The organism is Stenotrophomonas sp. YJH_SMC_46 (genome assembly GCF_059370315.1).
This window is the reverse complement of sequence record NZ_JCAFTO010000004.1, coordinates 411,512-434,095: the sequence shown is the minus strand read 5'-3', so window position 1 is coordinate 434,095 and position 22,584 is coordinate 411,512. Positions and strand designations below refer to the sequence as shown.

General features: G+C 67.6%; 23 protein-coding genes. 16 read left to right on the top strand and 7 right to left on the bottom strand.

All coding sequences use genetic code 11. From position 1 onward, the window contains the following. Positions 1-277: 277 nt before the first annotated feature. Genes AC5P8C_RS15580 through AC5P8C_RS15565 form a run of 4 tightly spaced genes read left to right on the top strand, consistent with a single transcriptional unit; the run spans position 278 to position 3,132 of the window. Positions 278-859 (top strand): nitroreductase family protein, encoded by a 582-nt coding sequence (locus tag AC5P8C_RS15580; protein WP_026347148.1) that lies wholly within the window; start codon positions 278-280, stop codon positions 857-859. Further along, on the top strand, positions 856-1,791 hold the full coding sequence (locus AC5P8C_RS15575; RefSeq protein WP_019661143.1) for a 5'-3' exonuclease: 936 nt from the start codon (positions 856-858) through the stop codon (positions 1,789-1,791). The genes AC5P8C_RS15580 and AC5P8C_RS15575 overlap by 4 nt, the downstream gene beginning before the upstream one ends. Further along, entirely contained in the window at positions 1,788-2,342 is a 555-nt protein-coding gene (locus tag AC5P8C_RS15570) for an NUDIX hydrolase (protein WP_019661142.1), read from the top strand. Before AC5P8C_RS15575 ends, AC5P8C_RS15570 begins: the two co-directional genes overlap by 4 nt. Further along, entirely contained in the window at positions 2,335-3,132 is a 798-nt protein-coding gene (locus AC5P8C_RS15565; protein WP_019661141.1) for an N-formylglutamate amidohydrolase, read from the top strand. Before AC5P8C_RS15570 ends, AC5P8C_RS15565 begins: the two co-directional genes overlap by 8 nt. Before the next feature lie 135 nt (positions 3,133-3,267). Here the strand turns inward: AC5P8C_RS15565 and AC5P8C_RS15560 are convergent, their stop codons facing one another. Continuing rightward, on the bottom strand, positions 3,268-4,680 hold the full coding sequence (locus tag AC5P8C_RS15560) for an MFS transporter (RefSeq protein WP_019661140.1): 1,413 nt from the start codon (positions 4,678-4,680) through the stop codon (positions 3,268-3,270). Between the two features lie 105 nt (positions 4,681-4,785). On the opposite strand from AC5P8C_RS15560, the gene AC5P8C_RS15555 reads away from it, so the two are divergent. Beyond that, on the top strand, positions 4,786-5,670 hold the full coding sequence (locus AC5P8C_RS15555; protein WP_233654163.1) for a LysR family transcriptional regulator: 885 nt from the start codon (positions 4,786-4,788) through the stop codon (positions 5,668-5,670). Positions 5,671-5,761: 91 nt separating this feature from the next. On the opposite strand, the gene pip is transcribed toward AC5P8C_RS15555, so the two are convergent. Both pip and prmC read right to left on the bottom strand, forming a co-directional pair. After that, positions 5,762-6,703 (bottom strand): prolyl aminopeptidase, encoded by a 942-nt coding sequence (gene pip / locus AC5P8C_RS15550; protein ID WP_019661138.1) that lies wholly within the window; start codon positions 6,701-6,703, stop codon positions 5,762-5,764. A 48-nt stretch (positions 6,704-6,751) separates the two neighbouring features. Next, positions 6,752-7,609 (bottom strand): peptide chain release factor N(5)-glutamine methyltransferase, encoded by an 858-nt coding sequence (prmC, locus tag AC5P8C_RS15545; protein ID WP_495219053.1) that lies wholly within the window; start codon positions 7,607-7,609, stop codon positions 6,752-6,754. 322 nt (positions 7,610-7,931) lie between these two features. On the opposite strand from prmC, the gene ahpC reads away from it, so the two are divergent. The 5 genes from ahpC to AC5P8C_RS15520 all read left to right on the top strand — a co-directional run bounded on the left by ahpC (position 7,932) and on the right by AC5P8C_RS15520 (position 12,896). Further along, positions 7,932-8,495, top strand: coding sequence for an alkyl hydroperoxide reductase subunit C (gene ahpC, locus AC5P8C_RS15540; RefSeq protein WP_005415368.1), 564 nt, complete (start codon positions 7,932-7,934; stop codon positions 8,493-8,495). Between the two features lie 225 nt (positions 8,496-8,720). Next, complete coding sequence (ahpF, locus tag AC5P8C_RS15535) at positions 8,721-10,313, top strand: alkyl hydroperoxide reductase subunit F (protein ID WP_019661136.1); 1,593 nt, start codon at positions 8,721-8,723, stop codon at positions 10,311-10,313. An 85-nt stretch (positions 10,314-10,398) separates the two neighbouring features. Continuing rightward, a complete protein-coding gene (locus tag AC5P8C_RS15530) occupies positions 10,399-11,361 on the top strand; it encodes a LysR substrate-binding domain-containing protein (RefSeq protein WP_019661135.1) in 963 nt (320 codons plus the stop codon). 123 nt (positions 11,362-11,484) lie between these two features. Beyond that, positions 11,485-11,889, top strand: a complete 405-nt coding sequence (gene rnk, locus AC5P8C_RS15525; protein ID WP_019661134.1) for a nucleoside diphosphate kinase regulator — start codon at positions 11,485-11,487, stop codon at positions 11,887-11,889. A 50-nt stretch (positions 11,890-11,939) separates the two neighbouring features. After that, positions 11,940-12,896: a transaldolase gene (locus AC5P8C_RS15520; RefSeq protein ID WP_019661133.1), complete on the top strand. Its 957-nt coding sequence runs from the start codon at positions 11,940-11,942 to the stop codon at positions 12,894-12,896. Positions 12,897-13,554: 658 nt separating this feature from the next. On the opposite strand, the gene msrA is transcribed toward AC5P8C_RS15520, so the two are convergent. After that, positions 13,555-14,220 carry a peptide-methionine (S)-S-oxide reductase MsrA gene (gene msrA, locus AC5P8C_RS15515; protein ID WP_026347146.1) on the bottom strand — a complete coding sequence of 222 codons (666 nt, stop codon included), beginning with the start codon at positions 14,218-14,220 and terminating at the stop codon, positions 13,555-13,557. A gap of 30 nt (positions 14,221-14,250) precedes the next feature. Beyond that, the gene (locus tag AC5P8C_RS15510) at positions 14,251-14,514 is read right to left on the bottom strand and encodes a putative signal transducing protein (protein WP_010481810.1); all 264 of its coding nucleotides are present in this window, start codon (positions 14,512-14,514) and stop codon (positions 14,251-14,253) included. A 182-nt stretch (positions 14,515-14,696) separates the two neighbouring features. On the opposite strand from AC5P8C_RS15510, the gene AC5P8C_RS15505 reads away from it, so the two are divergent. The 6 genes from AC5P8C_RS15505 (at position 14,697) to AC5P8C_RS15480 (ending at position 20,069) form a co-directional block, all read left to right on the top strand. Beyond that, positions 14,697-16,445 (top strand): glutamine--tRNA ligase/YqeY domain fusion protein, encoded by a 1,749-nt coding sequence (locus AC5P8C_RS15505; RefSeq protein ID WP_019661132.1) that lies wholly within the window; start codon positions 14,697-14,699, stop codon positions 16,443-16,445. Positions 16,446-16,488: 43 nt separating this feature from the next. Then, the gene (locus AC5P8C_RS15500) at positions 16,489-17,142 is read left to right on the top strand and encodes a membrane protein (protein WP_019661131.1); all 654 of its coding nucleotides are present in this window, start codon (positions 16,489-16,491) and stop codon (positions 17,140-17,142) included. A 51-nt stretch (positions 17,143-17,193) separates the two neighbouring features. Beyond that, positions 17,194-17,916 (top strand): DUF6348 family protein, encoded by a 723-nt coding sequence (locus AC5P8C_RS15495; RefSeq protein ID WP_495219050.1) that lies wholly within the window; start codon positions 17,194-17,196, stop codon positions 17,914-17,916. A gap of 97 nt (positions 17,917-18,013) precedes the next feature. After that, positions 18,014-18,574, top strand: a complete 561-nt coding sequence (locus tag AC5P8C_RS15490; protein ID WP_495219049.1) for a nucleoside deaminase — start codon at positions 18,014-18,016, stop codon at positions 18,572-18,574. After that, a complete protein-coding gene (gene rlmM / locus AC5P8C_RS15485) occupies positions 18,558-19,625 on the top strand; it encodes a 23S rRNA (cytidine(2498)-2'-O)-methyltransferase RlmM (RefSeq protein ID WP_019661128.1) in 1,068 nt (355 codons plus the stop codon). The genes AC5P8C_RS15490 and rlmM overlap by 17 nt, the downstream gene beginning before the upstream one ends. 48 nt (positions 19,626-19,673) lie before the next feature. Further along, positions 19,674-20,069 (top strand): EF-hand domain-containing protein, encoded by a 396-nt coding sequence (locus tag AC5P8C_RS15480; protein ID WP_495219047.1) that lies wholly within the window; start codon positions 19,674-19,676, stop codon positions 20,067-20,069. Positions 20,070-20,145: 76 nt separating this feature from the next. Here AC5P8C_RS15480 and AC5P8C_RS15475 read toward each other — a convergent pair whose 3' ends face one another. Further along, a complete protein-coding gene (locus tag AC5P8C_RS15475) occupies positions 20,146-21,327 on the bottom strand; it encodes a UbiH/UbiF family hydroxylase (RefSeq protein WP_495219046.1) in 1,182 nt (393 codons plus the stop codon). Continuing rightward, a complete protein-coding gene (gene ubiH / locus AC5P8C_RS15470) occupies positions 21,324-22,532 on the bottom strand; it encodes a 2-octaprenyl-6-methoxyphenyl hydroxylase (protein ID WP_495219044.1) in 1,209 nt (402 codons plus the stop codon). Before ubiH ends, AC5P8C_RS15475 begins: the two co-directional genes overlap by 4 nt. Positions 22,533-22,584 lie beyond the last annotated feature (52 nt).

Genomic DNA, 22,584 nt, shown 5'->3' with positions numbered 1-22,584 from the left:
GCCGGCACACCCCATGTACCGGTACGTCGATGGTAGGCCGGCCAGCCCGTCACGGACAGTGAAACAGTCCTCACTTCAAACCTCATGACCGGCGGCCCGGCAAGATGGATATCGTAAGCCGTGCAAGGCCCACGAGGCGAGAGCAGGCGGCCGTCCCTTTCCCGCCAGTGGCATGATGTTCATCACAGTTTGGTATTCAGGGGCTGGACGCGACCCAGACGGCGTCTTCGACCACCCCGACTATAATCAAATGCCCGTGATGACCGGTTCAGACTCCATGCCCGACCCCACTGCCCTGCTTGCCCTGGATGCCCGCCGCTCGGTGCCCTCGCGGCAATTGGGCGAGCCCGGCCCGGACCCGGCAACCCTGCAGCGCATGCTGGCCTCGGCCGTACGCGTGCCCGACCACGGCAAGCGGGTACCGTTCCGCTTCCTGAAGATCGCCGGCGATGCACGTCACACTCTGGGCAACTTCCTGGCCGAGCGCAGCCGCCAGCGCGACCCGCATGCCGGCGAGGCGGTATTCGAGAAGGACCGCCAGCGTTTCAGTCATGCCCCGCTGGTGATCGTGGTGGTGGCCAGCCCGCGACCGGACCCGAAGGTCCCCGAACAGGAGCAGCTGATGACCGCCGGCTGCGTCTGCTTCGCCCTGCTGCAGGCCGCACAGGCGCTGGGCTTCGGCGCGCAGTGGCTGACCGCCTGGATGGCCTTCGACCCCGCCGTGCACGCCTACCTGGGCCTGGCCGAGGGCGAGAGCGTCGCCGGTTTCATCCATATCGGTACGCCGAAGGCCGCCGTGCCCGAGCGCGAGCGTCCGGACCCGGCCGCGCTGCTGCGCGACTGGACGCCGCCGGCATGAGCCTGCCGGCACCGCCGCCTTCGCTGTACCTTGTCGATGCCAGCATCTACGTGTTCCGCGCCTGGCACTCGCTGCCGGACCAGTTCCAGGACGCGCAGGGCTGGCCGACCAATGCCGTGCACGGTTTCGCCCGCTTCCTGCTGGACCTGCTCGAGCGCGAGCGCCCGCAGCACATCGCCATCGCCTTCGATGAAGCGCTGGACAGCGGCTTCCGCCACCGCCTGTACCCGGCCTACAAGGCCAACCGTGATCCGGCACCGGAAGCACTCAAGCGGCAGTTCGTGCACTGCAAGGCGTTATGCGCGGCGTTGGGCCTGGCGGTGCTGGCGCACCACGAATACGAGGCCGACGACCTGATCGGCAGCGCCCTGCACGTTCACCGCAGCAGCCATCGCGGCGTGATCATCTCCGCCGACAAGGACCTGTCGCAGCTGCTGGCCGACCATGACGAGCAGTGGGACTATGCGCGCAACCAGCGCTGGAACGTGGCCGGGGTGAAAGCGCGGCACGGCGTGCACGCGCACCAGATTGCCGACTACCTGGCGCTGTGCGGCGATGCGGTGGACAACATTCCCGGTATCAGTGGCGTGGGCAGCAAGTCCGCCGCCGTGCTGCTGGCCCATTTCGGCAGCATGGATGCACTGTACGAACGCCTGGACGAAGTGCCGTTCCTGCGCCTGCGCGGCGCGGCCCAGATGGCGGTGCGCCTGCGCGAGCAGCGCGAGCATGCCCGGCTCTGGCGCCAGCTGACCACCATCGCGCTGGACGCGCCGCTGGAAGGCAGCCAACCCGGCTTGCTGCGCCAGGCGGCCGACCCGGAACTGCTCGGCGGCCTGTGCCAGACCCTTCGATTCGGCCCGATGACCCGCCGCCGGCTGTTCGATGCCGCTGGCGTGGCCGACCCTCTTCCCACCCACAGCGAGCCCGCATGAGCCAGCGCAATACCGAAGCCCCGCGTGTCGTCTATGAAGGCAAGTACCAGCGCATGGTCGTGCGCGGTACCTGGGAATACAGCGAACGCACCCACGCCGGCGGCCTGGCGGCGATCATCATCGCCGTCACCCCGGAGGACAAGGTGCTGTTCGTCGAACAGTTCCGTGTACCGCTGCAGGCCCCCACCATCGAGATGCCGGCCGGCCTGGTCGGCGACATCCACGCCGGCGAATCGATTGAAGTCTCGGCCGTGCGCGAGCTCGAGGAAGAAACCGGCTGGACCGCCGATCACGCCGAAGTGCTGCTGATCGGCCCGACCTCTTCCGGCGCCAGCAGCGAGAAGATCGCCTTCGTGCGCGCCACCGGCCTGCGCCGGATCGGCGAAGGGGGTGGCGACGACAGCGAGGACATCATCGTCCACGAGATTCCGCGCAGTGAGGCAGCGGCCTGGCTGGTGCAGAAGATGGGCGAAGGCTACGAGCTGGACGCCAAGCTCTGGGCCGGGCTGTGGATGATCGAGCATCACCTGGACGGACGCCCGCGTGGCTGACGCCGACCTGCATGCGCTGCCGGCGCTGCTCGGCGCCGACGACCCGGCGATCTACACCCTCCACCGGCCGCAGGGCGCGTCGCCGTACCTGCTGCTGGCCGACCACGCCGGCCAGCAGGTGCCGCGTGCCCTCGCAGGCCTGGGCTTGCCGCAGGCCGAACTGGACCGCCATATCGGCTGGGACATCGGCATTGCCGGCACCACTCGTGCACTGGCCGAACGGCTGGATGCCTGGGCGATCGAACAGACCTATTCGCGGCTGCTGATCGACTGCAACCGCCCACTGGCCTCGCCCACGCTGATTCCGGAGGTGAGCGACCACACCGTGGTGCCCGGCAATGCCGCGCTGTCGGCGGCGCAGCGGCAGCAGCGCATCAATGCGATCCACGCACCGTACCACGCCCGCATCGATGCGGAACTGGACGCGCGCCGCGCTGCCGGCCGCCCCACCCTGCTGGTGATGATGCACAGCTTCACCCCTGTGATGAACGGCGCGCAGCGACCGTGGCACGCCGGCGTGCTGTACCACCAGGACACGCGCTTTGCGCATGCCCTGCTGCAGGCACTGCGCGATGAAGGCGACCTGGTGGTCGGTGACAACGAACCGTATTCGGTCAGCAGTACCAGCGACTACGCGGTACCGGTGCATGGCGAAGGGCGCGGCCTGGTGCACGTGGAACTGGAGATCCGCCAGGACCTGATCGCCGATGCCGCCGGGCAGCAGGCGTGGGCAGAGCGGCTGGCGCGGATCTTCAGCGCGTTGCAGCCGCAGTTGCTGGCGCTGGGTTGAATGCGCGTGGATCCATTCCGGATCGGTAGTGCCGGCCGCTGGCCGGAAACCTCAGGGTAGTTGGATCAATGTGTTTGCCGGCCAGCGGCCGGCACTGCCCAGGCGCGGCACATCCACCCACGGCAGCGCCTTCAATCATGCCTCGTTGGCCGGGCAGACGGTGGCGGCCGATTCGGCCGGCGCCGGGCGCAGGCCCAGCGCGATCACCACGCCGAACAGTGAAAACAAGGCGGCACCGTATTCGGCGCGCACCAGCCCGGCCAGTGCACTCGGCGAACCGGCTGCACCCGCATGGGCATTGGCCACCATCACCAGCACCGCCAGGCCCAGCGCACCACCGATCTGCTGCGCGGTCGCCGCCATGCCAGATGCAACACCCTGCTGTGCGGACGGCACGCCCTGCCCGGCCACGATCCACATCGAGGTCCAGGTCATGCCCTGGCCGATGCTCAGCACTACCACGCCGGGCAGCAGCGGCCAGAAGTTCGAGGCGTGCGGGAGTGTTGCTGCGGCCCAGGCGATGCCAACGGCACCGGCCAGCTGGCCGAGCACCAGCACCTTGCGTGCACTCCAGCGCTTCAGCGCCCACTCCGCCAGCTGGATGCCGACCGTGCACACCGCCGTCGCCGGCAGGAAAGCCAGGCCGGCCTGCAGCGGGCTCCAGCCGTAGCCGTCCTGGAAGTACAGCGCCATGAAGTAGTACTGCACTCCATAGCTGCTCATGAAGGCGAAGGTCAGGCCCAGTGCCGCGCGCAGTCCGGGCAGCCGCAGCAACGCGAACTGCATCAGCGGATCGCGGCTGCGCTGTTCGATCTGCACGAACGCCACCAGCAGCAGCACCGACAGCAGCAGGCAGCCCAGCGTGGCCGGCGCAGTCCAGCCCCACTCCGGCCCTTGCACGAGGGTAGTGACCAGCAGACTGCCGCCGGCAGTGACGGTGAGGCAACCGGCCAGATCGAAGGAACGGCCCTGCAGACGCGGGCCATCGGCCGGCAACCACGCGCCCGCAGCGACCGCGCAGGTGGTGGCCAGTGGCACGATCACTGCCAGCACCGCCGGCCAGCCGAACGCTTGGGTCAGCACGCCACCGAGCAGCGTGCCCAGCGCCAGACCCACCGCGCTGGCCATGCTCCAGATCGCAAGTGCGCGGTTGCGCACCGGACCTTCCGCATACAACGTGTTGATCAGCGCCAGCGTGGCCGGGAACAGCAGTGCCGCGCCGATGCCCTGCGCCGCACGCGCGATGATCAGCAGGGTGGCGTTCGGCGCCAGCGCGCCGAGCAGCGACGCCAGTGCGAACAGCAGCATGCCCAGCCGGTAGAAGCGGCGACGGCCGATCAGGTCGGCGGCACGGCCACCCAGCAGCAGGCTGCCGCCGAAGGCCACGGTGTAGGCACTGACGACCCATTGCAGCTGCTGTGCGTTGATCTGCAGCGCGCGCCCCATGTCGTGCAGGGCGACGAAGATGATGGTGGCATCCAGGGCGATGATCAGCTGGGCGGTGGCCAGCAGGGCCAGCGCCCAGCGCGGGTACTTGAGGGGAGGCATCGACGGTCCGGTGCTGTGGGGGAGCGCAGTCTCATTGATGCAGAGCTATCAATAAACCCCTTTCCAGCCATATCTGTCATGATTTTCAGCATGAATGGAACCTCGATGGACCTCAATGCCGTGCGCATGCTGGTGCAGGTGGCCGAAGCACGCAGTTTCACCGTCGCCGCCGGGCAGCTGGGCCTGAGCCAGTCAGGCCTGTCGCGCGCGATCAGTCGGCTGGAGGCCACGCTGGGGGTGAAGCTGCTGCAGCGAAACACCCGCAACGTGGCACTGACCCCGGATGGTCGTCAGTTCGTCGATCAGGTCGCTCCGCTGCTGTGCGGTCTCGAGGACGCCGAACGCCAGTTGGCCGACCGTCCGTGCACACCCTCGGGCACTCTGAAGATCAGTGCGCCCTCGATGTTCGGGCGCAAGGTGCTGGTACCGCTGCTGGGGTCGATGCTGCAGCAGCACCCGCATCTGCAGGTGGAAGCCGTGCTCAACGACCGCCTGGTCGATCTGGTCGAGGAAGGCTTCGATGCCGCGCTGCGCACCGGGGTCATCGCCGACCAGCGCATCGTCGCGCGCCCGCTGCGTCCGCTGCGCTGGGTGACGGTGGCCAGCCCCGCGTATCTGGCCCGCTGTGGCGCACCGGACGATGTGGCGGCGTTGCAGGGCCACGCGTGCCTGGCGGTGCGCAACCTGCGCAGTGGCCGGCTGGTGGACTGGCAGTTCCTGCAGGACGGGCAACTGCGTGAGGTCACACCGCCGACGCGGATGGTGTTCGACAGCGGCGATCCGCTGGTGGAAGCGGCCATCGCCGGTATCGGCATCGTGCAGGTGATGGATTTCGCCGTGGCCGACGCGCTGGCCGACGGCCGGTTGCAACGCGTGCTGCAGCCGTTCGAGGGCCGCAGCCGTGCGCTGTCGCTGATCTACCCGCCGTCGCGCCAGCACTCGCCGAAGCTGCAGGTGCTGGCCGACGCGTTGCTGGCCGGGGACTGGTAAATCCACGCCATGCGTGGATGGGGGTTGGCAGCGTCGGGCCATGCCCGGCGCTACCGGTGAGGCGTTGCCGGCCAGCGACCGGCACTACCGATCAGGCGAAGCTATCGGTGGCGCGCACCAGTGCGTCCACGTTCTCGGCCTCGAACGCCGAATGGCCCGAAGCCGGGGTGATTTCCAGCTTCGCCTTCGGCCACACCTTGGTCAGGTCCCAGGCGTTGGCCAGCGGGCAGACCACGTCGTAGCGGCCGTGCACGATCACGCCCGGAATGTCGGCGATGCGGTGTGCGTCGCGCAGCAGCTGGTCTTCCACCTCGAAGAAGCCGCCGTTGACGAAGTAGTGGTTCTCGATGCGGGCAAACGCCAGCGCGAAATGCGGGTCTTCGTGGCTGTTGATGAAGTCATCATCGACGTGCAGGAAGCTGGTCGCGCCTTCCCACACCGCCCACGCCTTGGCCGCTTCCAGGCGGGTGGTCTCGTCTTCGCTGGTCAGGCGGCGGTGGAAGGCCGAGATAAGGTCATGACGCTCCACCAGCGGAATCGGCTTGAGGTAGTGCTCCCACGCATCCGGGAACAGGCGGTTGGCGCCTTCCTGGTAGAACCATTCCAGCTCCCAGCGACGCAGCATGAAGATGCCGCGCAGGACCAGTTCGGTCACGCGCTGCGGATGGGTCTCGGCATAGGCCAGCGCCAGGGTCGAGCCCCAGCTGCCACCGAACACCTGCCAGCGATCGACCTTCAGGTGCTCGCGCAGCTTCTCGATATCGGCGACGAGGTCCCAGGTGGTGTTGTCCACCAGGTCCGCGTGCGGGGTGGAACGGCCGGCACCGCGCTGGTCGAACAGGATGATGCGGTACTTGGACGGATCGTGGAACTGGCGCATCTTGTCGCTGCAGCCGCCACCCGGGCCACCATGCAGCATCACCACCGGCTTGCCTTCCGGGTTGCCGCACTGTTCGAAGTACAGCGTGTGGCGGTCGTCGACCTTCAGGGTGCCGACGTCGTAGGGGGTGATGGCGGGGTACAGCGTACGCATGCTTGCAGCTCCAGGGTGATGCCCTGCCGGGGCAGGAGAACCTCCATTCTAGGCCGGACGCCGGCCCAGGGTGATGCGGTCGCGCTGCTCCAGGTCCTGCACGGTCTGCACCTCGGTAAAACCCGCCGCGTCGAACAGCGCGCGGATCGCCTCGCCCTGGTCCCAACCGTGCTCGATCAGCAGCCAACCATCAGGCAGCAGGTGGGCCTGGCCACCGTCGACGATGCGGCGGATGTCATCCAGGCCATCCGGACCCGAGGCCAGCGCGGTGGCCGGTTCGAAGCGCAGGTCACCCTGTTCCAGGTGCGGGTCGTCGCTGGCGATGTACGGTGGGTTGCTGGCAATCAGGTCGAAACGCGCGCCCTGCAGCGGCGCATACCAGTCGTGCCCGCCCTCGGCGAAGCGCACGTTGAGCAGTTCATGGCGCGCGGCGTTGCGCCTGGCCACGGCGAGCGCGCCCGGGCTGGCATCGGTGGCCAGCACCTGCGCCTGCGGCCGCTCGCTGGCCAGCGCCAAGGCGATCGCACCGCTGCCGGTGCCGAGGTCGGCCACCTGCAGGTCGCGATTGGCCGGCAGGCGCTCGAGCGCCAGTTCCACCAGCAGCTCGGTTTCCGGGCGCGGAATCAGCGTGGCCGGGTCGACCTCCAGGTCCAGCGTCCAGAAACCGCGGCGGCCGGTCAGGTAGGCCACCGGCTCACCGGCCACGCGGCGGGCCAGCAACGCCTCGAAGGCGGCCTGGTCATTGGCGGCCAGCGGATCGGTGGCATGGGCGAACAGCCAGCTGCGTGGGCGCTCCAGTACATGCAGCAGCAGCAGTTCGGCTTCGTGGCGGGCGTCGACACCGCCCAAGCGGGCACTGGCGTCAGCTACGACCTGACGCAGGGTGGGTTGGGCTTGAAAGGACATGCTGCAATTGTAGAGCCGAGCCTGTGCTCGGCTGCTTCTGGAGCAGCCGAGCACAGGCTCGGCTCTACAAAACCGGAATCCGTTCAGGTTCCGCCGGATGGGATAAGGAGGGGCTATCAGCCCTCTTCACACGTCCCGGTCGATTTTCCTTGTCACACAAGCAGTTGCAGGATGGGAGCGGCAGGGTTCAGTGCCTGCTCATGGCCATTTGATAGACTCCATCTATCAAATAGATGCAATCAATGGATTGTTCTTATCGCGAGCGAATGGGTAACCTAGCTCCTGTCGATTCACCCACTCCCCTTCACCAAGAGGAAAAATGATGTCCCTCATCAATACCCAGATCCAGCCGTTCGAAGCCAACGCCTACCACAACGGCGAGTTCATCAAGGTTTCCGACGCCAGCCTGAAGGGCCAGTGGTCCGTCCTGATCTTCATGCCGGCCGCCTTCACCTTCAACTGCCCGACCGAGATCGAAGACGCCGCTGACCATTACGCCGAGTTCAAGAAGGCCGGCGCCGAGGTCTACATCGTCACCACCGACACCCACTTCTCGCACAAGGTGTGGCACGAGACCTCGCCGGCCGTCGGCAAGGCCCAGTTCCCGCTGGTCGGCGACCCGACCCACCAGCTGACCCGCGCCTTCGGCGTGCACATTGAAGAAGAAGGCCTGGCCCTGCGCGGCACCTTCATCATCAACCCGGAAGGCGTGATCAAGACCCTGGAGATCCACTCCAACGAGATCGCCCGTGACGTGTCCGAGACCCTGCGCAAGCTGAAGGCTGCCCAGTTCACCGCCGCCAACCCGAACCAGGTCTGCCCGGCCAAGTGGAAGGAAGGCGAGAAGACCCTGACCCCGTCGCTGGACCTGGTCGGCAAGATCTAAAGCAGTACCGGCCTGCCGTGGCCCCACGCCACGGCGCGCCCTTCATCCCCGTGCCGGTCCCCCCGCCGGCGTGGGGGTGAACCCAAGACAGCCAACGCGCGCCCGCCTTGGCCAGCCAGCCCCTTCCACGGTCGCTGTCTTGGGTTCACCCCTACCCCCTGCTGGTCCGCTACCTTCTACAGCGGTGCCACGCCCCCTGTTTGCCTGAAGCCAGGAGATGACCCGATGTTGGACGCCAACCTGCAGTCGCAGCTGAAGACCTATCTGGAGCGCGTGACCCGCCCGATCCAGATCACCGCGCACGCCGACGACGGCGCCAAGTCGCAGGAAATGCTGGACCTGCTGCAGACCCTGGAGAGCCTGTCGGACAAGATCTCGCTGCAGGTGCTGCGCGATGGGCAGGGCCGCGTGCCGTCCTTCGACCTGGGCACCCCGGGCCAGGACATCCACCTGACCTTCGCCGGCCTGCCGATGGGCCACGAGTTCACCTCGCTGGTGCTGGCGCTGCTCCAGGTGGGCGGTCATCCGTCCAAGGCCACCGCCGAGCTGATCGAGCAGGTGCAGAACCTGGAAGGCGACTACCGGTTCGAAACCTACTTCTCGCTGTCCTGCCAGAACTGCCCGGACGTGGTCCAGGCGCTGAACCTGGCCGCAGTGCTCAACCCGCGCATCCAGCACGTGGCCATCGATGGCGCCCTGTTCCAGGACGAAGTCGAGAAGCGTGAGATCATGTCGGTGCCGACCGTGTATCTCAACGGTGAAGTGTTCGACCAGGGCCGCATGACCCTGGAGCAGATCGTGGCCAAGCTGGACACCAATGCCGGCAAGCGCGATGCCGAGAAGATCGCCGCCAAGGACGCCTTCGACGTGCTGGTGGTGGGCGGTGGCCCGGCCGGTGCGGCAGCGGCGATCTACGCCGCGCGCAAGGGCATCCGCACCGGCATCGCCGCCGAGCGCTTCGGTGGCCAGGTGCTGGACACCATGGCCATCGAGAACTTCATTTCGGTGAAGGAGACCGAGGGCCCGAAGCTGGCCACGGCGCTGGAACAGCACGTGCGCGAGTACGACGTGGACATCATGAACCTGCAGCGTGCCAGCGCGCTGGTGCCGGCCGGCGAAGACGGCCTGGTGCAGGTGCAGCTGGAGAACGGTGCGGTGCTCAAGTCCCGTTCGGTGATCCTGTCCACCGGCGCACGCTGGCGGCAGATGAACGTGCCGGGCGAAGACCAGTACCGCAACAAGGGCGTGGCCTACTGCCCGCACTGCGATGGCCCACTGTTCAAGGGCAAGCGCGTGGCGGTGATCGGCGGCGGCAATTCCGGCGTGGAAGCGGCCATCGATCTGGCCGGCATCGTGTCGCATGTAACCCTTCTGGAGTTCGATTCCAGCCTGCGTGCCGACGAAGTGCTGCAGAAGAAGCTGCGCAGCCTGGCCAACGTGACGGTGCTGACCAGCGCACAGACCACCGAAGTGCTGGGCGACGGCAGCAAGGTCACCGGCCTGGTGTACAAGGACCGCATCGGCGGCGATGCCCACCGCGTCGAGCTGGAAGGCATCTTCGTGCAGATCGGCCTGCTGCCCAACACCGAGTGGCTGAAGGATGTGGTGGCGCTTTCGCCGCGCGGCGAGATCGTCATCGATGAGCGCGGCCAGACCAACCTGCCGGGCGTGTTCGCCGCTGGCGATTGCACGACGGTGCCCTACAAGCAGATCATCATCGCCATGGGCGCCGGCTCGACCGCCGCACTGAGTGCGTTCGACCACCTGATCCGCTCGTCGGTGAGCAACAGCAGCGGTGCCGTTGCTGAAGCAGCCTGATCCACCGTTCCCAGATCACCGGGAACATTGTCTGCCTGTCGGGTAACCACGCCGTCAGCCGGTCCGTTACCCCTGGGGTGTAAGGATGAACCTACGTGATCTGAAGTACCTGGTAGCCCTGGCCGACCACAAGCATTTCGGCCGGGCTGCCGCCGCCTGCTTCGTCAGCCAGCCCACGCTGTCGACGCAGATCCGCAAGCTGGAAGAAGAGCTGGGCCTGCCGCTGGTGGAACGCGCACCGCGCAAGGTGATGCTGACCCCGGCCGGTCAGGAAGCGGCGGCACGGGCGCGGGTGATCGTGTCCGAAGTGGAACAGCTGAAGGAAGCGGCGCGACGCAGCCGCGATCCGGAAGCCGGCACGGTGCGCCTGGGCATCTTCCCGACCCTCGGCCCGTACCTGCTGCCGCATGTGATCCCGCGCATCCGCGAGCGCTTCCCGGAGCTGGAACTGCTGCTGGTCGAGGAGAAGAGCGACGTGCTGCTGGACCGCCTGCGCGAAGGCAAGCTCGACGCCGCACTGCTGGCCCTGCCGGTGATCGACGACCAGCTGCATGCCGAATTCCTGTTCGAGGAGCCGTTCCTGCTGGCTGTCTCCGGGCGCCACCCGTTGGCCCGTCGCGAACATCTGGACGTGCAGGAACTGGCGACGCAGAAGCTGCTGCTGCTGGAAGACGGGCATTGCCTGCGCGACCAGGCGCTGGAAGTCTGCCGCCTGTTCGGCGCCAATGAGAAGTCCGAATTCCGCGCCACCAGCCTGGAAACGCTGCGGCAGATGGTCGCCGCCGACGTCGGCATCACCCTGCTGCCAAGTCTGTCCGTGCAGCCGCCGGTGCCGCGCTCGAACAACATCCGCCTGCTCGATTTCACCGGCGAGGGCCGTCCCAGCCGCCGCATCGCCATGATCTGGCGTCGCAGCTCGGCCATGAACGACTTCCTGATGGAGCTGGCCGACCAGTTCAAGCGCCTGCCGCAGGCGCTGTTCACCTTGGATGCGCTGAACGCCACGTCCGATGCGGCATCCCTGCCCGGCCCGGCGCTGAACGGCTGAACCCCTGCAGCATCGGCCCGGAATCGGCAGGAGTCGATTCCGGCCGCATTTGTCCCCACAATACAGACAGGCGGCGCCAGCAGGTGCCGCCTTTTGCATGGCTTTCAACCAAGGAGCTTCACCATGAGTACCGCCAGCGGCCTGCCGCCGTCGATCACCGTTTCTACTTTCGACATGGACCGCCTGGACGCCATGCTCGAATCCCCCGCGCTGAGCCAGACGCCTGCCGCGCTCGCGCTTGCTGAAGAACTCAACCGGGCCACCGTGATGGCACCGGACCAGATTCCCGAAGGCATCGTCATGATGCATTCGCGCGTGGAATGCGAAGATGAAGTGTCGGGCGAAAAGCACGTCCTGACCCTGGTCTTCCCCCGCGAAGCCAACGTTGATGAAGGCAAGGTCTCCGTGCTGGCCCCGGTCGGCAGTGCCCTGCTCGGCCTTTCGATCGGCCAGAGCATCGACTGGAACGCGCCCGGTGGCCGGAAGCTGCGCCTGCGCGTGACCGCGGTCCATAACGACCGCCCCTGATTACCGCTGCGCACCGCGCGCGATTCGATTCCCTTGCACCAGGAGCCGCAATGAGTACCCCGTCCAAACTGTCCCAGCTGCGTGAACTGTCCGTGGTCGTCGCCGATACCGGTGACTACGAGGCGATCAAGCGCCTGCAGCCGGTGGACTGCACCACCAACCCGACCCTGGTGAAGAAGGCGCTGGACCTGCCGGTCTACGCCGAGCTGATCGAACGCGAACTGGCCTGGGGCCGCCAGCAGGGTGGCGACCGCGAAGCCGTGGTGCACGCGGTGGCCGACCGCCTGACCATCGGCGTCGGCGCGCTGCTGAGCACGCTGGTGCCGGGCCGGGTATCCACCGAGGTGGATGCCGACCTGGCTCACGACACCGCGGCCACCGTGGCCAAGGCCCGCCAGTTCATCCAGATGTACGCCGACGCCGGCGTGCCGCGCGAGAAGATCCTGATCAAGATCGCCGCGACCTGGGAAGGCGTGGAAGCCGCGCGCATCCTGCAGGCCGAAGGCATCGACTGCAACCTGACGCTGATCTTCAACCCGACCCAGGCGCTGGCCTGCAGCGAAGCCGGCGCGTTCCTGATCTCGCCGTTCGTCGGCCGCATCCTCGACTGGTACGTGGCCAACGGCCAGACCCCGGCCACCATCGACGAAGACCCGGGCGTGAAGTTCGTGCGCGGCGTGTACGCCGAATTCAAGCGTCGCGGTTCGCCGACGGTGGTGATGGGCGCCTCGTTCCGTTCGACCGCGCAGATCGAAGCACTGGCCGGCTGCGACCGCCTGACGATCTCGCCGGACCTGCTGGAGAAGCTGGACGCCGACCACGGCGAGCTGCCGCGCAAGCTGGTGGCCGGTGCAGCCGATGGCACGGCGGTGACGCCGATCGATGCGGCGAAGTTCGCGGCGGATCTGGCGGCCGATCCGATGGCCACCGAGAAGCTGGCAACCGGTATCGAGGCGTTTGCCAAGGATCTGGAAGCACTGCGCGAGCGGATCCGCGCGGCACTGTGATTCCGGCCAACGCCTGAGCCCCTCGTGGCGGGTCGGTTGGTCGCGAAAGGCATGAAGCAACAGCCGTGCTGGGTCGGGCGGGTTGGGTTCGCGGGAGACGCCGTGAATCCATCCCTGGAGGCTTGGCCGCCGCATCCATGCGGCGGACACTCCCGCGAACCCAACCCGCCCGCCCTCTGACAGTTTCCTGTGGCCGCCCGCCACGGAAGAAAGAAAGAAGAGCAACAGCGGGTCGCGCGCTTCGCTTGCTCGGAGCCGAGCATGGCTCGGCTCTACAAGGGCAATGCAGAACCAAACAAAAAGGACGCGGCAAACGCCGCGTCCTTTTTGTTTTTCTTCAGTTCGTCAGTAACCCATGCTCTTGCCCACCGTCACCGGGAAACTGTCGAAGGGGGGCCGGGGGCGGCTGGCAGGACCGTTGGCGCCATGGGCCCGAGGCATGCCTCGGGCGGGTTGGGCAGGACGCCCAACCCCGGTCTTGCCGTGTGCGCAGGACAGCGCACACGAGCAAGGCGCCATCGAGCCCCCAGGGACGGGTTCACGGCGTGTCCTGCCAACCCACACCGCCCCACCCAACAAGCAGCAACCCAGAGCCGCTTTGGCTTTGGCTTTGGCTTTCAGCCGTTGACGTTGCCCGCCGCAGGCGGACCACCGCGCGTCAGCGCGGCGCCTCCACATCCAACCCGATCGGGCAGCTCACGCCAGTGCCGCCGATGCCGCAATAGCCGTTCGGATTCTTCGCCAGGTACTGCTGGTGGTAGTCCTCGGCGTAGTAGTACGCCGGTGCCGGGTACACGATCTCGGTGGTGATCGGGCCGTAGCCGGCCGCATCCAGCTGCGCCTGGTAGGCCTCGCGACTGGCCAGCGCGGCCTTGTACTGGCCCTCGTCGGTGGCATGGATCGCCGAACGGTACTGGGTGCCGGTGTCGTTTCCCTGGCGCATGCCCTGCGTCGGGTCATGGCTTTCCCAGAACAGCTGCAGCAGCCGTTCCAGGCTCACCACCGCCGGGTCGAACACCACCTGCACCACTTCGGTGTGGCCGGTCAGGCCCGAGCAGACCTCTTCATAGGTCGGGTTCGGGGTGATGCCGCCGGCATAGCCGACCGAGGTGCTGTACACGCCCGGTTCGGTCCAGAACTTGCGCTCGGCGCCCCAGAAACAGCCCAGCGCGAAGCGGATCTGCTGCAGGCCGGCGAAGCGGTCCTTCAGCGGATGGCTGTTCACGAAGTGCTGGTTGCTGTGCAGCGGCAACGGCTGCTCGCGTCCCGGCAGCGCCTCTTCCGCGCGCGGCAGGCGCTGCTTGAAGGCCCCGATGCCGAGGATGCCCTGGCCAATTCCCAACATGATGCGCTCCTACGCCGGAAGGCCGGCTATGTCGTCTGCATCTGAAATGGGGGCGTCCGGCGCGTGGCCCAAGTCCAGCGCGGCCACGATGTCCTCGGCCTGCGGGCGTGCCGCATCGGGTATACCGACCCGCAGCACACCAAACAGCGGCAGCTCGCCCATGCCGCCCAGCAATGACTCGCCAAATACAAAAGCGGGAATGCCGGCGTCTTCCAGCGCGTGCTTGACCAGGTGGGCGTCGAACAGGTTGTCGGCCTTGTACACGATGTGCATGCGGCGGCTCCATGGGACAAGGTTCCAGCATACGCCCGCCCCGTCCCGGTAGCGCCGGGCAATGCCCGGCGGGTTGCCGCCGCGCTCGCCGGGCGTGGCCCGGCGCTACCGATCCGGACCGGGCAACCCCGCCCGGTACGCGCTAGACTGTTGGTCTTTCTGCCCTTTTTCGCCCCAGACTCATGTCCGAGCACACCCCCGCCAGCCCCGAGACCCCCGCCGACAGCCACGAAAAGCGCGATTTCATCCGCCAGATCGTGCGCGAGGACCTGGCCAGCGGAAAGCACCAGGCGATCAAGACCCGCTTCCCGCCGGAACCGAACGGCTACCTGCACATCGGCCATGCCAAGTCGATCTGCCTGAACTTCGGCATCGCCGGCGAATTCAGCGGCGTCTGCAACCTGCGCTTCGACGACACCAACCCGGCCAAGGAAGATCCGGAGTACGTGGCCGCGATCCAGGACGACGTGCGCTGGCTGGGCTTCGAGTGGAACGAGCTGCGCCATGCTTCGGACTACTTCCAGGCCTATTACCTGGCCGCCGAGAAGCTGATCGAACAGGGCAAGGCCTATGTCTGCGACCTGTCGGCCGAGGAAGTGCGCGCCTACCGCGGCACTCTCACCGAGCCGGGCCGCCCGTCGCCGTGGCGCGACCGCAGCGTCGAAGAGAACCTCGACCTGTTCCGCCGCATGCGCGCCGGTGAATTCCCGGATGGCGCGCGCACCCTGCGCGCGAAGATCGACATGGCCAGCGGCAACATCAACCTGCGCGATCCGGCGCTGTACCGCATCAAGCACGTCGAGCACCAGAACACCGGCAGCGCGTGGCCGATCTACCCGATGTACGACTTCGCCCACGCGCTGGGTGATTCGATCGAGGGCATCACCCACTCGCTGTGCACGCTGGAGTTCGAAGACCACCGCCCGCTGTACGACTGGTGCGTGGACAACGTCGATTTCGCCCATGACGATGCGCTGACCCAGCCGCTGGTCGATGCCGGCCTGCCGCGCGAAGCTGCCAAGCCGCGCCAGATCGAGTTCTCGCGCCTGAACATCAACTACACGGTGATGAGCAAGCGCAAGCTGATGGCGCTGGTCACCGAACAGCTGGTGGACGGCTGGGACGACCCGCGCATGCCGACCTTGCAGGGCCTGCGCCGCCGTGGTTATACCCCGTCTGCGATGCGCCTGTTTGCCGAGCGCGTGGGCATCAGCAAGCAGAATTCGCTGATCGACTTCAGCGTGCTGGAAGGCGCGTTGCGCGAAGACCTGGACAGCGCAGCACCGCGCCGCATGGCGGTGGTCGATCCGGTCAAGCTGGTGCTGACCAACCTGCCGGAAGGCCACGAAGAGCTGCTGACCTTCAGCAACCATCCCAAGGACGAGAGCTTCGGCAGCCGCGAAGTGCCGTTCGCACGCGAGGTGTGGATCGACCGCGAGGACTTCGCCGAAGTGCCGCCGAAGGGCTGGAAGCGCCTGGTGCCGGGTGGCGAAGTGCGCCTGCGCGGCGCCGGCATCATCCGCTGCGACGAAGTGATCAAGGATGCCGATGGCACCATCACCGAGCTGCGCGGCTGGCTGGATCCGGAATCGCGTCCGGGCATGGAAGGCGCCAACCGTAAGGTCAAGGGCACCATCCACTGGGTCAGCGCCGTGCGTGGCGTGCCGGCCGAGATCCGCCTGTACGACCGCCTGTTCTCGGTGCCGAACCCGGATGATGACTCGGAAGGCAAGACCTACCGCGATTACCTCAATCCGGAATCGCGCCGCACCGTCACCGGCTATGTCGAGCCGGCCGCGGCCAGCGCCGCACCGGAGCAGTCGTTCCAGTTCGAACGTACCGGCTACTTCGTCGCCGACCGCCGCGACCACACCGAAGCCAAGCCGGTGTTCAACCGCAGCGTGACCCTGCGCGATACCTGGTCGGCCTGAGGACCTGCGCGGGCGCCAGCATGGCGCCCGCACGCCATCGACAATGATCACCGCCCTCTCCGTCCTGTTCTGGTTCATCTCGCAGCATCCGCTGCTGACGTTCTTTGCAGCGATGGTGCTGGCCGGGCTGGTCTCGTGGTGGCGGCGCTTTCCGGGCTACGCCATCGTGGTGTTCCCGCTGGCGATGCTCAACATGTTCCTCGGCCACTTCCTCAACGCCACCTTCCTCAACGTGGTGGGCGAGCGTGGTGAAGCGGTGATCGTCAAGGCCGAGCGAACCAGTTCCACGCTCAACGAACAGTACATCTGGCGCTACGAAGGGGTGCTGCATACCGCCGAGGGCCGCGACGTGGACGTGGTGTTCTACACCAACACCGCTTCGCTGTGGCCGCTGGAAAACGCCATCCGCATCCCGGCGCGCGACCAGCCGTTCGTGGTCAAGTACACGCCGGGCTTCCCACGCAACTTCGTCATCCTCACCAACGAATCCCCGCATGGCATCGCCCAGGCCCGTGCCAGTGCGCGCGAGCGCGTGGAGGTAGCGGCGCGCAAGCTGCACTTCAGCCCGGGCAATGCCGAGTTCCGCGCGGACTATCGCCGCGAACTGGAAAGCTGGCTGCGCGACCACGGCAACGACCCGCAGCAGCAGCCCGACGCGCAGCGATATCGCGCCGAGCTCGACGCGCTCGACCATTAGATTTTCCAGGCCCTGCCTGGATGTTCCACCCCATCCACCGACAGGCCTGACATGACCACGACCTCCGCTGCCCTCCTCCCGCTGCTGCAGCAGGTCCTTCAGGACGCCGGCACCGCCAGCCGCGTCGACGGCAACGCGCTGCTGCTGGACAGCGGCCTGCGCCTGACCCCGCATGCAATGGCCGCACACGCGCGCGACAACGGTGGTTGGCAGACCTCCACCGTCATTGAAAGCCAGCATCCGCAGTTGTTCGCCGATGGCCTGTTCGAGTACCAGCACGCAAATGGTGCCGATGAGCAGGCATCGCTGCTGTCCGGCTTCCAGGCCTGGGCCCGGGTGGACCTGGTGACCCTGCAGACCGCGATCGGCGCCCAAGACGCGCAGGGCCTGCCGATGATGGGCCTGACCTATCCGGCCGGCGCTGACGGCCAGGAACTCGAACGCACCGTGGTGCTCGGTCCACTGGCGCATTACCGCGAGCATGAGATGGACACCGGCCCCCGCAGCGAAGATGATCATGGCTCCTGCCCCTGCTGCCTGTTCACGCGCAGCATCGATGCATTCGATGCGCTGCTGAAGACGCGTTCTTTCCTGGCCATCCGCCTGTTCGCCTCGCGCGATGCCAATGGCCTGTGCGAGGCCGATTGCCGGGTCAACGGCCACGACTTCGCCGCCGCCCTGCCCCTGCTGCGCGCCTACGCGGCCAGCTGGCCGCAGGCAGGGCTGGAATTCCGCAAGCAGTACGTGGTGGTCCGCACCGGCTCGCCAGGCTGACCCACGCCCACACCCGATACAGGCCGGTGCGGCTACACTGCGCGCCGGTTCCCCAAGCAACCGCACTTTTTTCCATCCCACACGAGGCACCCCCGCGATGCTGTACGCGCAAGTCCACCTGACCCTTCCCGCCTGGATCCACGACCAGATCGACCTGGATCGTCGATATCCGGGCGACGAGGCCAAGGTCGCGCTGGCGATCGAGCTGTCGCGGCTGAACGTCGAGCACGCCAGTGGCGGCCCGTTCGGTGCGGTGGTGTTCGGCCCGGACGACAAGGTCATCGCCGCTGGCGTGAACCGGGTGATGCCGCACGCGACTTCGCTGGCGCACGCCGAGAACATGGCCTACATGCTGGCCCAGCAGCGCCTGCAGACCCCGCGCCTGAACGCGGTGCTGTCGCCGGTCACCCTGGCCACCAGTTCGCAGCCATGCTGCCAGTGCTATGGCGCTACCGTGTGGGCCGGCATCGACCGCCTGCTGATCGGTGCCAACTCGGCCGACGTCGAGGAACTGACCCCGTTCGATGAAGGCCCGCTGCCGGCCGACTGGGTCGGCGAGCTCAACAAGCGTGGCATCGAAGTGGTGCAGGGCTTGGACCGCGACGCCGCGCGCAGCGTGTTGCGAACCTATGGGGAAAGCGATGGCGCCCGTTACTGAGACCGGCATCGGCCTGCTGTGCCTGTGCCGGCAGGGCTTTGAACCCGAGCTGGCCGGCGAGCTGCAGTTCCGCGCCGGTGAAGCCGGTTTCGCTGGCTATGCGCGCACCCAGCGCAATGACGGCTATGTGCTTTTCATGTGCGACGACGCTGCAGCACTGGCGCCACGCCTGCGCTGGCGAGAACTGATCTTCGCGCGGCAGAAGCTGGTCGTGCTGGCCGAGCTGCCGCAGCTGGACCCGAGCGATCGCATCACCCCGATGCTGGAGGTGCTGGCCGATGCGCCGCGCTTCGGCGACCTGTGGGTGGAGCACCCCGATTCGGACGCTGGCAAGCCACTGTCCGGGCTGGCCCGTGCCTTCGGCAATGCACTGCGCCCGGCGCTGCGCAAGGCCGGCAAGCTCACTGATAAGCCAAACAACCGCCTGCCGCGCCTGCACGTGGTGTTCGTCGACGGCACCCATGCCTTCGTCTGCGTGGCCGACCCGGCCGACAGCGCGCCGTGGGCACTGGGCATCCCGCGCCTGAAGCTGCTGCCCGAGGCGCCTTCGCGTTCGGCACTGAAGCTGGATGAAGCACTGCTGACCCTGCTGACGCCGGAAGAACGCGAAGCACTGGCCAAGCCCGGCATGCGTGCGGCCGACCTGGGCGCCGCCCCCGGCGGCTGGACCTGGGTACTGACCCGCCAGCACATGCACGTGCTGAGCATCGACAACGGCCCGCTGCGCCAGCACGTGCTGGACACCGGTCTGGTCGAGCACCTGCGCGCCGATGGTTTCCACTGGCACCCCGAACAGCCGCTGGACTGGATGGTCTGCGACATGGTCGAGCAGCCGCGCCGCGTGGCCGAACGCATGGCCACCTGGTTCCGCGAAGGCTGGTGCAGGCACGCCATCTTCAATCTGAAGCTGCCGATGAAGAAGCGCTGGGACGAAACCCGCCTGTGCCTGGACCTGTTCCAGGACCAGGCCGGCAAGCCGCTGGTGGTACGCGCCAAGCAGCTCTATCACGACCGTGAGGAGATCACGGTATTGGCCTCGCCGCTGCGCTGAGGAACATGCCCGCCGGGCATGGGCCCGGCGCTACCGAGGAAGGGAACCATGCGATACCACTCGCTCGCCATGTTGATCACCCTGCTGGCCGCCGCACCAGCGGTGGCCCAGCAATTGCCGCACACCCCTGCGCAGAGCCAGCCGCTGGGCCCCACCGGCGGCGCGATCCGCCAGCAACCGCTGGATGCGGGCCGGGTCAGCGGCAGCGTCGAGATTCCGCAGCAGGCCGGCGAGGCACAGGTGACCGTGCGCTCGCTGGAACCAAGCAGCGTGGCCGGCCAGTACCGCATCCACTTCGCTGCGCTGGATGTGAACGGCGATGGTTTCATCAGCCGCGAGGAAGCGCAGGCGAATCCGGCGCTGGCCGATGAGTTCAATTCGTTGGACGTGAAGCGTCGCGGCAAGCTGGATCGTGCAGACCTGGCCGGCTGGCTGGTGGATTGAATCCACCCGCGATCTTCATCCACACATGGCGTGGATCTACTGACGTGGGGCACCCACCAGAGCGGTTTGCATTCTGCTACACCCCGGCGGCGCGCTTCCAGAATGCCTGCACCAGCGGCGGCCATTTGCCGACGCAGCCCAGCGCGCGGCCGCGGGCCAGGGTCAGGTGCATTTCGTCGTTGGAGAACAGGCGGTTGATCGCATCGAAGCTGTAGGCGGCGATGTGGTTGTCGCTGCGCCGTTCGCGTGCCCAGCGCTGCAGGCGCTGCGGCGACAGCCGCGGCTGGCCGCGGCGCTCGGCCGACGGCGCCAGCCACTGCTGCAGGGCAGCGACATCGCGCAACCCCAGGTTCACGCCCTGCCCGGCCAGCGGGTGCACCACATGCGCGGCATCGCCCAGCGCCAGCACGCGGCCGGCCACATAGTGACGGGCCAGCTGGCGGCGCAGCGGGAACGCCGCACGCGGCGAGGCCAGACGCAGTTCGCCCAGGCGCGCCGCGAAGGCGCGGGTCAGTTCGCGGTTGAAGCTGTCCTCGTCCAACGCCAGCACGCGAGCCGCTTCATCCACGGGCAGGGTCCAGACGATGGAGCTGCGGCGCTCGGCCACCGGCAGCAGCGCCAGCGGCCCGCCCGGCAGGAAACGCTGCCAGGCCGTGGCCTGGTTGGGAAGATCGCTGTCCACGTAGGCCACCACGCCACGCTGGTGGTAGTCATGCTTTTCAACCTCGATCCCGGCCATCTGGCGCAGGGTCGACTCGGCACCGTCGGCGGCCACCGCCAGCGCCGCTTCCAGGCGACGCCCGTCATCCAGGCGCAGGCGCACGCCGTCCTCGTCCTGCTCCAGCGCGTCCACCCGTGCCGGGCAATGCAGCTGCACGCCCGCCGCCGGCAACGCCGCCCACAGGCGGTCCTGCAGCAGGCCGTTCTCGACGATGTAGCCCAGTTCACGACGGCCGAAGCGATCGGCATCGAACAGCAGATCTTCGCCACCGGCCGCATCCCACACCTGCATGCGCCGGTAGGGCCAGGCACGGGCCTGGGCGATCGCCAGCCACACGCCGAGGCGGTTCAACAGCTGCACGTTGTCGGCGGCAAAGGCGAACACGCGCAGGTCCGGCTGCGCAACCTGCCACGGCGCGGGCTCACGACCTTCCACCAACGCCACCGACAGGCCGGCATCGGCCAGCGCCAGCGCGCACGCGGCACCGACCACGCCACCGCCGACGATGGCCACATCCAGGCGCGCGCGGCGGCTCATGCGGTTTCTCCACGGCACAGCCGCGGTACTTCGCCACGGAAGCCCATCGCACCACCGACCAGCATCGACTGCACCGAGGCGCGTTGTGCGGCCACCAGACCGAGGCTGCGCAGCGGCCGCATCAGTGGCGCCGGGTTGCTGGTCAGCCGTGCCAGGCCGCCGGAGAACGCCACCGTCTGCCGGCGGTCTTCCTCGCGGCGTGCAACATAGGCCTGCAGCAATGCATCACTGCCGGCATCCTCATGCGCATTCTCCAGCAGTTCGCCCAGGGTCAGCGCATCGCGCAGGCCCAGGTTGAAGCCCTGCGCACCCAGCGGATGGATGGTCTGCGCGGCATTGCCCAGCAGCACCGTGCGTTCACCGGCCAATGCGCGCGCCAGCACCTGGATGAGCGGATAAGCGCTGCGTGGACCGGATTCGAGCAGGCGGCCGGCACGCCAGCCGATCGCGTCCTGCAGGCGCTGCAGCCAGGCCGCATCGTCCAGCGCCATCACCGCATCGGCCTGATCGCGGGCCACGCCATGCACGGTGCCGAAGTGGCGGTCACCGCGCGGCAGCAGGGCGGTCGGGCCGGTATCGGTGAAGCGCTCCCAGGCCGTGCCATCCGGCGCACGCTGGCTGCGCACGCGGGCGACGAACAGGGTCTGCTGGAAATCATGGCGGTCGACCTCGATGCCCAGCGCGCCACGCACGCCGCTGGTGGTGCCATCGGCCCCCACCACCAGACGTGCCAGCAGCACGCGTTCACTCGCCTCGTCAGCCACCCGCACCTGGCGGTAGCCGTCCACCACCTCGCCCAGTCCCAGGAACCGCATCGGCCGATAACGGCGCAGGCGCGGCAGCTCCTGAAGCCGCGCTTCCAGCGCCTGGCCGAAATCGCGCGCGACCACCACCTGGCCGAACCACGGCCGGTCGTAATCGGCCGCTTCGAGCTGCACACGGCCGAAATCGCCGGCACGACTGACATGGATGCGCCGGATCGGGCCCGGTGCCATCGCCAGCTTCTGCATCACCCCCAGCGCGGTCAGCGCATTGACGGTGGCAGCGGCGAAACTGAGATTGCGCTGGTCGAACACCGCAGGCAGCTCGCCGGCCGGGCTGGCCTCGAGCAGGCCCACGTCGCGGCCCAGCCGGTCCAGGGCGATGGCCAGGCTGGCACCCACCAGGCCACCACCGACAATCAGCACGTCATGTCGTTCACTCATGTGTTCATGATACGCGCTCGCCCCGACTGTACGCCGAACAAGCGGCGCCTGC